The organism is Acidiferrobacteraceae bacterium (genome assembly GCA_037388825.1).
In the GTDB taxonomy this organism is placed as follows: Bacteria; Pseudomonadota; Gammaproteobacteria; order Acidiferrobacterales; family JAJDNE01; genus JARRJV01.
Genome location: JARRJV010000057.1, coordinates 1 through 11,239, shown reverse-complemented (window position 1 = coordinate 11,239; position 11,239 = coordinate 1). Strand labels below are relative to the sequence as shown.

Here is an 11,239-nt window from a genome sequence, read left to right as displayed (position 1 = left end):
CTTGTAACCGGGTTGTCGCGCTCTCATTGGAAGATAGTAGCGCGTGCCACGCCGGCTGAAAGCGATAGTGAACAACTGCAAAACAAGGTGTTGTTGGTACGTTAGTTCTGAAAAATGTGCCGAATTCGGGGACTTCATCAGACACGAACAGTCAACGAAGGAATCATCCGCGTCACTATAGCCATCGATGAATCAAGAAACTCACGAATTTCGGCATCTTCAACAAGTCGTTGTTCAGTGAAGTCCGCTCTGGGTCGTTAGCGGACATTGTAAGTTGGTTTGTCTCCTGCGTTCTTAATGTCCACTTATCCCCGAGTGTTGGCCGGAAATAGCAAAGGACGGAATGACTTGCTAATACCCTCTTTTGGCGGCCCTAACTCCAGCCTTTATTCCTTCTCGAAAATCCGTAGAGCCCATCGGTGTAATCGGCGCGAAAGGGCATGTTGGAACTATTGCCATATCTCCCTTTATCGATTTGTATCCCTGCTCAAATCCTGCACAAAAGGCATCCTGGCTGGCGAAAACACTTGAAGCTACACCGAGCCACGCAAAAAAGAACAAGAGACTGTTCAATAACCTTTTCATTGAACTTCCCCTCTTTCCTGCGCCTGCACCAAAGAAGGCGCTTGTTGCTTTACGAATAACCATACCTGTGGATTTCTTCGTGCCGAAGTACTTTCTTTTGCGGGACTAGCTCATTGCCCCATCGATCCAGTAGCGCACCTTTGACCTGTAATCGAGTACCTTCAGGAGCACTAAGTCCCCACTTGGCCTTGTCAGAGCCGGCATTTGCCTCTTTTTCCCATGTTTCAATGGCCAGATCTCGTGACGGCGGATTGAATACATAGAAGTCTTCATCAATCCAGATCTTTGAGGAAACTGCTCTCAACGATCTCTTTGCATCGGACAATTCCGGTTCACCTGAGTGAAAGGCGGCTTCAATGAGCGGTTGCTCTATACGCTTCAGCAAATATAGATTCATTGCCAGTCCAACCAGGGGGTTTACCAAATATTGTGCCCTATATCCTGCTGCGCTATTGAAGAATGCATCAAAGGCTTCCCTCGAAACAGAAAAAGTAAAGATCGCTTGTGTAGCTTGCTTCAGGCCTCCGTCGCGACCATGTTTAGGTCGGACATGTATTGCATGCATGGAATTGTGGACTAGTGCCACAACATCCAGAAAATGCCCTATTCCAGCAAGATCTTTCTTCCGCTTCTCCGGGAATCCTATGGCAAATTTCCATTTATCGCAGATCATGCGCCTATCCACTTCTGCTAGCTAATAAGCCGACATTGATATCTATTGGACAACTCAGACCGCGGGCCTATCCCATATATATACATAATCCTGGACCACTCCAAACGGCGATACAGAATTCGACACCTTTTGTCCGCTAGTCACCAGAATCGGATACTTTATGCCTAACGACTAGATGGGAAGAACAAGATTCACGAGTTTCCAGGAGAGACCGTCTCGCTGTAGTACGAATCTTGTTTCTTGTCCCTTGTCATCCGGCACCCAAATTGAGAACTGGTTTATGGAATCGTACGAGTACCTTGCGTTTCTGAATAATTCATCCTTTTTTGGTGGCGCCGCAGTTTCTGTTCCTTGTTCTTTCGGTGGCTCTTTCCCCTCCATCATCAAGGCCAAGCCGCTCGGCGTAACGTACGAATCTACGATTGCATCCGCCATTTTCATTGCCAGGCCAGCCGCGAGAACTGCAAATGGATTGTCCTTTTCCTCGGCGGAAATGTTTTTCATCATTGCTGCGTTGAGTTGGCCCTTCAGATTCTGGCGAAGTTTTGGAAAATCTATATTTTCAGATAATTTCTTTGAATCCTGTTCAATAACTCCTGTTTTTATCGCTGACACTGTTAAATATGGACCAGCAGCAACATACCCCGCCAGCAACACCAGAATCACACCCGCTATCCAAACAACTTTCTTCACCGTTATCTCTCCCTCTTGATCCCAAACGTCCCGGGTCTATAACCGTCATTTAGTTCCTATTTTATTTTCCTTCCCGCCAGGGACCGCTGCCAGCCCGGTGTCGCCCCGTTGCCATCCACTGCGGACCAGCAATGGGGATAAGAACGGCGTGGGTGAGACAAGGCAAAAGGGTTCGGTCTGCCCCACAATTCGATCAACGACTGCGTGCCAACAGCCTGTCCACACTCCAGCTCCCTCCGCCGGCGAACGCTAGATAGAGAAACACGAAGCAGAACAGGACGGCCAGTTCGCCGTGGTTTATCAGCGGCCAGAAGTTCCTGGGCGCATGGGCTATGAAGTAGGCGAATGCCATAAGGCCGGACAGCAAAAAAGCGACGGGTCGCGTGAAGAGCCCAACCAACAACAGCGCGCCCCCAAACAACTCCAGTACCCCGGCCATTCCCGACAGGGAAAGGAGATCGAACGCGTGGCGCTGCGGCGCCGGAAACCCGAGTAGTTTTTGCCCGCCGTGCTGCATGAACAGAAAAGCGGTGACGATTCTCAACAGACTCAAGGCCGCGGGGGTCCACATCTTCAGAATCTTATCCATTGCCTTCCTCCGTTCCGACTCCTGGACGGATCGATTGTTCGGTATCGCTTCTGTTTTGACAACTGCTTCCCGACCCAATTCTGCGAACGCGTCAGATGTCCGCGGCCAGCGGCAGGTCCGTCGAGCCAAGCCTGCTAGCCTGGTGAGTGCTCCATGATCTGTCGCAGGGTCTCCACGTCCTTCCGGTTCGAACGTCTTCCAACCCAGGAGAACAGAGGCCCCACTAGTCTCATCATGCCCTGGGGTTTGATATCTGCCACGAGCGTGAATCGTGTTCCCCCGTCGACGGGCTCGAGCCGATAGCCGCCGCGTCCCACGAAGGGGCCTTCGATGAATTCCCAGTCAACCCGCCGCGGCGGTTCCAGCACCGTGACCCGATAGACGGTCTCCATCTTTCCAGCCTTGGCATATCCAATTGAACCCACGCCATAGGGTGGATCGGATCGCCATCCCGAGGCATCGACACCGTTGCGCCAGCGAACATCGTTGGCGATGTCCTTAAGAAATTCGTAGATCTCCTTTGGAGGTCGCCGGATGAGGGTTGTTGCACTCATCTCCATTTGGCCACCCAGACAATCAGATATCCGCGGCCGGGGGCAGGTCTGCGAACATGCTCATGTTCATCCAGGTGAAGATGTTGTTGGTCATGGCGTTCGGGCCGATGACCTTGATCTGGCTCTCGCGCACCGCCTTCCTGTACGGGACCAGGCCCATCCAGACATCGACGAACGCGCGCACGGTCGAGGTGAAGTAGACGTCCACGTCCTTGCACGGATCGTTGGTGCACACGTCCACCTTGCTGTTATCGGCGACGATCCACCAGTCCGGGGCCTTATCAAGGTCGGTGAACTTGAACCGGATCACCGTTTCATTGCCCACCAGCTTGTCCACCTGGATGCTGCGCTCCAGGTACAGCATGAGCAATTCCACGTCATAGTCCGAATCGACCAGGTTGCCCGTTGTCCATTTCATGCCCCAGTCGCCGAGTCCCTTGATGATCGGCAGCAGCTCCTTGCAGGATTCCGTGGGGAAATACTCGTAGCCTTTTTGCCCCGGAATCTTCTTCTTCAGGACCAGGCCCTGTTCCGTCAATGCATTCAGGCGCTTGGTGAGGATGGTGGGGGAGATCATGCTCAGGCCCCGCTGCAAGGTGTTGAACCGGGTGGCGCCCATCAACAGCTCGCGAATCACCAGGATGGTCCACTTCTCCCCGAGAACCTCGGTCGCCTTGGCAACCGGGCAAAACTGTCCGTATTCCATGCGACTTTCCTCCTGTTCAGGCCCAGTACACAGAAAAAGACTGGTTCTGCGCTGTTTTCTCGAATGTGTAGTGGGTTACTACAGATTGTGTAGTTCGATACTACGACTTCGAAAGTATTTCCACCAGACCCCCACGCCTAGGATTTCAGTGTCGAGAGCGCAATGGATCTCGTCGAAAAAACCCGACTAACACACACGACGAACAGGAGAATGACCATGAGCACTTACGCACTGAAAGACATGTTCGAGACCACTCGCAGGGCCGGCGCTGTACCGATCACCCCGCGGGGCCGTGCCTTGCACACGCTCGACTGGTTCGCAAACGGCAAGCGGAGCTTCATCAATTACGACGATCCCCGCGTCGAGCTGAAGTACATCGTTCGCAGACGCTGGTCAGCCGGCGTCAAGCCTGAACAAACAGACACATTGAGGAGAAAGACAACGAGCACCATCGCAATCGAACAAATGATCGAGGCCTCCGGCCTCTACTGCGTAGTACCTGCTACCCCGCGGGGCCGTGCCTTGCACACGCTCGACTGGTACGCCAACGGCAAGCAAACGATCAGCAACTACGACGATCCCAGCATCAAGGTTCAGGAGATCGTCCGCGGTCGCTAATCAGCCGGCATCGAGCCTGGACCAACAGACAAGCATTGGAGAGAGATCATGAACCCGTTTATCGTACATCCGTATCACCAGGGCATCACCTACTGGGCACATTTCGCCTTTGCCATGGGAATCGCCCTGCGACTGCTGCAAAGTGTTGTGGCATTTGCGACCCACGCCGTATTTCCCTTTATCGGCATCGATCGTTCGCTGGATCTGGAAGCGACCAGCCGATTTCTCCAGGGACAGAATGACTGGATCGAGGGCCAGAAACCGGGACTCGCACCCTTGTCATCCGCGGCGGACCAGCAATGGAGTTAAGAATGGCGTGGGCAAAAGAGAAAAGACCGGAGTGATTAGGGAAAATCACTCCGGTCCCTTGAATTCACATCTTTAATTCTTTCCTCAGTCACTTCCTGATGTTGATGGCGGCTGGCTCGTATACGCGGCCTTCCAGGTCTCGCCACTGGACCTCAACCGGTCCGACACCCGGTTCGATGTCCATGAACTTGATGTCCACATAGGGATCGTTGGAAATAGCGTCGCCGAATTCGAGTTGACCCAGACGAGTCCCACGATAAGGGATGGTGAGACTCTTGAGCAGATTTGCTCTATTGCCGCCGATGGCCGGCAGCATTGGATGATGAATCGTGGCACTGAACTGTCGCGCCAGTTCGCCCTTTGCCCAAAGGCGCGCCCGGGCGGTACCGACCGGCCCCTTAAGTCCCTGGACATTCATCAGCAGGCGTTTTGTCAGGCCGTGCGCATCTGAAAAGTCGACCCCCTGCCGAAGCCGGATCTGCCCCGTGGCGGCAAGCTTCTTCCCGGAGCGGGTTTCGGCCTGTACCTCGACCCGGGCATGGCCTGTGCCCGCCAGGCGAACCCGCGTGCCGACGCCCATGATCCTGAATCCTGGTGAGAACCGTGCCACCAGAACCTGCTGATGATGTTCCGGGTTGGTGGCAACGTCGATGCGAAGCGTGGCCAGTCCATCGGTTTTGCCCGCGTTCGTCAGCACGATATTGACCGGCTGAACATAATAATACTCGGACACGCCGTCTTTGGACGGCAAGGTCACCGTCAATTTCGGTGTGCCAATGGGTCCGCTGTCCCCTGCCACCCCGGAAGACTGGCCATAACTGGCGGTGCTCGCCAGGGCCAGAAGCGGCACCAGCAATTGGCCGAGACGCCGCACGATCTTCTGCTTCACTGTCCCCATCTCCATTTCCCCTTTTGGTGCTTCCGCGTCGCCCGTCAGGCGCCCGGTGAGTGCACAACGCTCCACTCATATATATAAGGATAATGGAGCATAGCGGGAGGGCAAAGAGGCCAGAGTGATCAAGGAAAAATCACTCCGACCCTATTAGTTTGCGCGATCCGACAAGGACGGCGGCCGGAACGACGAACTGATGGAGACATCGGCCGGTCCGGCGTTAAGATGTGGCCTCATCATAGTCCGGCAAGGAGGCGGTCATGGCTGATGAACTATCCGCGGCGCGGGAAATACTGACGCGCACCCGTCACGACTTGCTTGCGCGTGCCAACGTCGTTGCCACCGGCGTCGGTTTCAAGGTCACGGCCGGCCAGGCAACGACCGCGCTCAGCATCGTCTGTTCGGTGACGAGCAAGGTACCCGTGGCCGAATTGGCCACGCGAGACCTGGTACCGGCGTCGCTGGACAGTATCCCCACCGATGTGATCCAGACGGGCCCGATCCGGGCTTTCCAGTCACGGACGGATCGCGTTCGGCCGGCGCCCGGTGGCGTGAGTATCGGCCATCGCGACATCACCGCCGGCACGCTCGGCTGCCTCGTCAGGAAGAATGGACAGGCGCTGATCCTGTCGAACAACCACGTTCTGGCCAACAGCAACGCCGCACAGACCGGGGACCCAATTCTGCAGCCGGGTCCGTACGACGGTGGCAAGTATCCCGACGATCATATCGCCAATCTGGAGGCGTTCGTGCCGATCAACTTCGGCGGGCAGCCGAGTGGCTGTTCCACGGCCAACGGCGTGGCGACATTGCTCAATGCCATCGCGCGCGTGCTGGGAAGCAACACACGAATGCAGGCGATCGATGCGCGCGCCGTGGACAATCTCGTCGACGCGGCCATCGCACGGCCGATCGATCCACAGGACGTGAGCGACACCATCCTGGATGTCGGCACCATCAGCGGCACGGTCGAGGCTGCGCTGGGGATGGCGCTCAAGAAGAGCGGTCGTACCACGGGCCTGACGACAGGGGCAATCCAGCAGCTGGATGTGACGGCGGATGTGCAGTACGGCCCCGGCCAGACCGCGCGCTTCACCGATCAGTTGATGGCCGGGCCGATGAGTCAGGGCGGCGATAGTGGCTCGGCGGTGCTCGACAACGACAACCATCTGGTCGGTCTGCTGTTTGCCGGTAGCGACAACAGCACGATCATCAACCGCATCGACAATGTCTTTGCTGCGCTCGGCATTGCACTATGAAATACTGGCTGGCCATCGCGCTGGTCTTGCTGCCAATCACGGGGTGTTCCGGGAATTCCGACATGCCAGTCTCGGTCCAGGAGGTCAAAAAGACACACCAAGCGGAGCTGATGGCTACGCCCGGGGTTGTGTCCGTGGGCATCGGCCAGGATGAAAACGGGAAACCGGTGATCATCGTCGGCCTCGATCAACCACGGCCGGAAGCCCAAGAGCTACTGCCGCAGTCCCTCGACGGATACCCCGTTGTTGTCAGGATCGTCGGCCCCATCAAGGCGCAGTAGATCGCCCCGGTGGCGGAACGACGGTCCGGGAGCTCCCGGCCGAAATCCTTGCCAGGAAGTGTTTACTCCGAGCCAGGATATTGAACGGCCTATACCAGTTCGTCTTCCAGTTCGGCGACCAGGGCTTCGACGACATGCGCCAGGTCGTCATCGCGCTCGTACTCCCGTCGCTGGCGCAGATAGCTGATATCTCCCTCGGCGATGCGATGCGCGAGACGGTCCACGTAGTCGCGCTCGCCCAGCGCATCGGCATGGGGCAGGACGGCCTCCACAACTGCATCCCACAGGCTCCGCAGGGAACGGGTGTCGCCGTGCGCGGTGTATACGCAGTCGGCGTCCATCCCGAGGCGGGATGCCTTGAAGTGATTGTCGTGCTCGGTCCACCAGTGGAGTGCATGGGGTAACAACAGGCTGTTCGCCTGGTCACGGGAGTCCAGCAGGCAGGCCGCCAGCGAACGCACCAGCGCCGCCAGTTCCATGGCTTCCCCTATGGTCGGCTGGGCGTCCATGACCCGCGCCTCGACCGTTCCCAGATGGGGACGTGGGCGGATGTCCCAGTGAACATCTCTCATGGAGTCGATCATGCCCGCGCGCCGCGACGCATTGCAGAAATCCTCGAACTGTTTCCAATCCGCGAAACTTGGCGGTATGCCATAGCTGCGCGCGGCCGCCAGCACGCGGTGGCGGTAGGCGGCATACCCGGTATCGTAACCGTGCCAGAAGGGCGAACTGGCCGACAAGGCAATGAACAGGGGAAGATACGGCTTTAGCGTGCGAAACAGAAAAATGGCGTCTTCAGCCGAGCTGACGCCAATGTGTACATGGGTGGCATAGGTCACCTGCAGGTTTCCGAGGATGCCGTAGTCCTCCTCAATCCGGAGAAAGCGCGGCAGTGGCGTAACGGGAGCCAGGCTGCGATCGAACGGGTGGGTTCCAGCGCCGCAAAGCAACATGCCCAGAGAGGCGCAACGGTCTTTCAGGCCGCGGCCGATCTCAATCAGATTCGCGTGCACATCGCCGACCGTGTGACCGACATCGGAAACAAGTTGCACCGTATTCTGGACGAATTCCGGTTTGATGTTCCTGCTTCCGGGATAGATCTCGATGAGCGGCTTGATGCCGTTCACCAGCCCGTAGCCGTCGCGGTCAATCAGCTGCAGTTCGAGCTCGACGCCGACGGTAAGGGGCTCCGACGGAACGAAATCGTTGTTCATGATCCGTAGTTCTTCACCGCCTCGCGCACGACTTCGTCGAAGAAGGCGGCCCCTACCTTCAACACTTCTTCGTTGATATCGAACTCCGGGCTGTGCAGCGGAATATATTCGTTCTCACGCAAACGGGCGCCAAAGCGCACATAGCACCCGGGAACTTTTTCCAGGTAGAACGCAAAATCCTCCGCGCCCATGCTGGGATGATCCATGACCATGAGCCCCTCGCGCCCGACGACGCGCTCCGCCGCGCGATGGGCGATGGCAGCCTCGCGTGCCGTGTTCACCACCGGCGGATAGCCGGGCGTGATCTCCACCTTCACCTCCGCATTGTGCAACGCCCCCATCGCCTGGCCCATACGCATCAGCCCGGCATGAATGTGGTCGCGCACTTCCGGCAGCGTGGTGCGTATCGATCCTTCCATGTAAGCATCTTCCGCGATTACGTTCGGGGCGGAGCCGGCATGCACCGTGCCCACGGTCACGACCGAGGGAAACACCGGGTTGATCTCACGCGACACGAGGGTTTGCATCGCCGTGATCATCTGCCCCGCCACCACGACCGCGTCGGTCGCCTCATGCGGCCGCGCCCCGTGGCCGCCGCGGCCCCGGATGTCGATGCGAAAGCGGTCCGACTGGGCGGTGATGGTTCCCTCCGCCACCATGATCTCGCCGACGCGATAGTGATGGGTGACGTGTCCGCCGAAGATCGCACTGACGCCTTCCAGGGCACCGGACTGCACCACCGTGCGGGCGCCACCGCCCTTTTCTTCCGCGGGCTGGAAGACAAACATCACATTGCACGGCGGGGGCTCGGCCTTGAGCAGCGCCGCACCCCCGAGCACCATGGTCATGTGCGCGTCGTGCCCACAGGCATGCATCTTGCCCTCAATGGTCGAAGCGAAAGGGAGATCGGTGTTTTCCGCGCCGGGCAGCGCGTCCATGTCGGCGCGCAGGGCGAAGGTGGGGGCGTTGGGAAGTTCGCACTCAAGGCGGCCGATGACGGCGCTGCCCGCTCCACCGTATTCGCTCGGTATGCCCAGGCCATCGAGCTCGGAGATCAGGCGCTTCGCCGTCTCCACCTCTTCGAACGCCAACTCCGGCCTGCGGTGCAAGGCGCGCCGCACACCTACCATCCAGTCGTACAAATGCTCCGAGCGGTACGGACCTCCGCCATGCGGTCTTTCGGCCACTGCGTGCCGTAGATCGCCCCGGCGGCGGAGCGGCGGTCCGTGACCTCGCCGTCTTCCACGATCCGCACCGCCGCCTGCAGCACGAAAGCGAAGCAGGAGTTCAGTTCCGGGTATGGTCGCAAAGCCCTACCAGCTCCCGGGCGAAATCCCTGCCGCAGTGAAAAAGGGTTTCGTGTTCCCGGGGCGAACTAGCGCGCTGTCGCGCTTGCCAGATAGTGCAGGATCGTGTCGGTGTCTTCCGCATTCGGTGCGGGGCGACCCTGGCGATGCATGTAGCGCTCCATGCGGTCGACGACCCGGGGCCATTCCGCCGCCGTGTGTTGTTGCGGCACCGGCGCCGCATGACACCGGCCACAGTATTCCTGGGTAAGGTCGTACCCCTTGCGCGCGGCGGAGTCGAGATTTGCCGGCGGCGTGTTGCTGCCGGAACCCGACGGGCCCATCATTCCGCCCCCCATGCCACTGCCCATCATTCCGGCCGTAGCAACGCCGGAAAGAAGCAGCAAGACGAGCAACACCACTGTTGGCCGCATTCAAACCTCCTCGCCGTCCGCAAACCGGGCCAATGTGTAGAGGCCTATCTTCCTCCAATCCCGCGCCCGCGCCGGCAAGGAATTTCCCTGTACTTTGCCCGCCAATCGAATTGGCCCGGAATCCGCAATGAAGAAAGGGGTCGGGGTGATTGAAGAAAAATCACTACGACCCCTTTGATTTCGACTTCCCCTATTATTATGGTGGCTCCAGTCGACGGGATCATTCCGTCGCCATGGCGCGGCCGCCCCCGTCCGCCTCTGCGGCGTGGGTTTCGGGATGGCGGGCAGGCAACAGCAGGGCCGCGAAGATCGCCGCCAAACTGGCGACCGCGGCCACGACGAAGGTGTCGTCGTAGGCGCGTACCGCGGCGGCATGCACCACCTTGTCCATCATGGCGATCTGCGCTCCCAGTGCGGCCTCGGCAGGACCGCGGCCGAGGTCGTGGAGTCGGAAGATGAGACCCGCCATCACCTGCTGCGCGGTTCCGGTGGAGAAGTCGAGGCCTGCCCCCAGGGCCGCCATATGGTGGGTTGTGCGGTGGATCAGCACCGTGGCCAGCGCCGCCACGCCGGTGGACCCGGACATCTGCTGCAGCAGGTTGAGCATCATGGACGCCATGGCCACACTCGCCTTGGGCACCGCATTGATGGCGGTGGACATTACCGGTGCCATCAACAGGGCGATACCCAGGCCGCGGAGGAATGTGGGGTTGATCACACCCCAAACGCTGGTGCTGGCGTCCAGGTCGCGGTAGGACCAACAGAACCAGGCCATCAGGAACAGGCCGGTCATCACCAGGTAGCGCGGACCCATGCGGTCGGCCAGGCGGCCGGCGACGGGCATCGCCACGGCGATGATCAGCGCGCCGGGCAGCAGTACCAGGCCCGCGCCGATTTCCGTGAGGCCCATTTGTTGTCGCATGAATAGCGGAAGCAGGAAGGCGCCCCCGAACATGCCGATACCGCGCACGGCGGTCACCATCAAGGTGGCGCTGAAGACCGGGATCTTGAGAAGTGTGAGGTCGACAATGGGATGGGGAACCAGGCTTTCCACCAGCAGGAATCCAATCGCACCCAGGGCCGACATCGCAAAGTAGGAAAGGATGGTCACGGAGGTCCAGCCGTCGCTTTCCCCTTTGGACACAC

General features: G+C 58.7%; 14 protein-coding genes. 4 read left to right on the top strand and 10 right to left on the bottom strand.

Annotation, left to right across the window (positions count from 1 at the left end; genetic code table 11):
* Positions 1 to 634: 634 nt before the first annotated feature.
* The 5 genes from P8X48_10235 to P8X48_10215 form a co-directional block, all read right to left on the bottom strand.
* Positions 635 to 1,258, bottom strand: a complete 624-nt coding sequence (locus tag P8X48_10235; GenBank protein MEJ2107689.1) for a hypothetical protein — start codon at positions 1,256 to 1,258, stop codon at positions 635 to 637.
* Between the two features lie 171 nt (positions 1,259 to 1,429).
* Positions 1,430 to 1,951, bottom strand: a complete 522-nt coding sequence (locus P8X48_10230; GenBank protein MEJ2107688.1) for a DUF2939 domain-containing protein — start codon at positions 1,949 to 1,951, stop codon at positions 1,430 to 1,432.
* A gap of 193 nt (positions 1,952 to 2,144) precedes the next feature.
* The gene (locus tag P8X48_10225; GenBank protein ID MEJ2107687.1) at positions 2,145 to 2,540 is read right to left on the bottom strand and encodes a DoxX family protein; all 396 of its coding nucleotides are present in this window, start codon (positions 2,538 to 2,540) and stop codon (positions 2,145 to 2,147) included.
* A gap of 134 nt (positions 2,541 to 2,674) precedes the next feature.
* Positions 2,675 to 3,094, bottom strand: a complete 420-nt coding sequence (locus P8X48_10220) for an SRPBCC family protein (GenBank protein MEJ2107686.1) — start codon at positions 3,092 to 3,094, stop codon at positions 2,675 to 2,677.
* 22 nt (positions 3,095 to 3,116) lie between these two features.
* Complete coding sequence (locus P8X48_10215) at positions 3,117 to 3,800, bottom strand: helix-turn-helix domain-containing protein (GenBank protein ID MEJ2107685.1); 684 nt, start codon at positions 3,798 to 3,800, stop codon at positions 3,117 to 3,119.
* 216 nt (positions 3,801 to 4,016) lie between these two features.
* On the opposite strand from P8X48_10215, the gene P8X48_10210 reads away from it, so the two are divergent.
* Both P8X48_10210 and P8X48_10205 read left to right on the top strand, forming a co-directional pair.
* Complete coding sequence (locus P8X48_10210) at positions 4,017 to 4,418, top strand: hypothetical protein (GenBank protein MEJ2107684.1); 402 nt, start codon at positions 4,017 to 4,019, stop codon at positions 4,416 to 4,418.
* A gap of 48 nt (positions 4,419 to 4,466) precedes the next feature.
* Complete coding sequence (locus P8X48_10205) at positions 4,467 to 4,727, top strand: DUF6356 family protein (protein ID MEJ2107683.1); 261 nt, start codon at positions 4,467 to 4,469, stop codon at positions 4,725 to 4,727.
* Between the two features lie 88 nt (positions 4,728 to 4,815).
* Here the strand turns inward: P8X48_10205 and P8X48_10200 are convergent, their stop codons facing one another.
* Positions 4,816 to 5,616: a thiosulfate oxidation carrier complex protein SoxZ gene (locus P8X48_10200; protein MEJ2107682.1), complete on the bottom strand. Its 801-nt coding sequence runs from the start codon at positions 5,614 to 5,616 to the stop codon at positions 4,816 to 4,818.
* A 263-nt stretch (positions 5,617 to 5,879) separates the two neighbouring features.
* Between P8X48_10200 and P8X48_10195 the strand changes: the two genes are divergently transcribed.
* Together P8X48_10195 and P8X48_10190 are read left to right on the top strand one after the other, a co-directional pair.
* Positions 5,880 to 6,878, top strand: a complete 999-nt coding sequence (locus P8X48_10195) for a hypothetical protein (protein ID MEJ2107681.1) — start codon at positions 5,880 to 5,882, stop codon at positions 6,876 to 6,878.
* A 62-nt stretch (positions 6,879 to 6,940) separates the two neighbouring features.
* Entirely contained in the window at positions 6,941 to 7,159 is a 219-nt protein-coding gene (locus P8X48_10190) for a hypothetical protein (GenBank protein MEJ2107680.1), read from the top strand.
* 89 nt (positions 7,160 to 7,248) lie between these two features.
* Here the strand turns inward: P8X48_10190 and P8X48_10185 are convergent, their stop codons facing one another.
* The 4 genes from P8X48_10185 to P8X48_10170 all read right to left on the bottom strand — a co-directional run.
* Positions 7,249 to 8,373 carry a YbdK family carboxylate-amine ligase gene (locus P8X48_10185; GenBank protein MEJ2107679.1) on the bottom strand — a complete coding sequence of 375 codons (1,125 nt, stop codon included), beginning with the start codon at positions 8,371 to 8,373 and terminating at the stop codon, positions 7,249 to 7,251.
* Positions 8,370 to 9,560 (bottom strand): M20 family metallopeptidase, encoded by a 1,191-nt coding sequence (locus P8X48_10180; GenBank protein ID MEJ2107678.1) that lies wholly within the window; start codon positions 9,558 to 9,560, stop codon positions 8,370 to 8,372. Before P8X48_10180 ends, P8X48_10185 begins: the two co-directional genes overlap by 4 nt.
* A gap of 188 nt (positions 9,561 to 9,748) precedes the next feature.
* Positions 9,749 to 10,093, bottom strand: a complete 345-nt coding sequence (locus P8X48_10175) for a hypothetical protein (GenBank protein ID MEJ2107677.1) — start codon at positions 10,091 to 10,093, stop codon at positions 9,749 to 9,751.
* A gap of 220 nt (positions 10,094 to 10,313) precedes the next feature.
* Positions 10,314 to 11,239, bottom strand: a 926-nt coding sequence (locus P8X48_10170) for an MFS transporter (protein ID MEJ2107676.1), incomplete at its 5' end; no start/stop codon positions are given.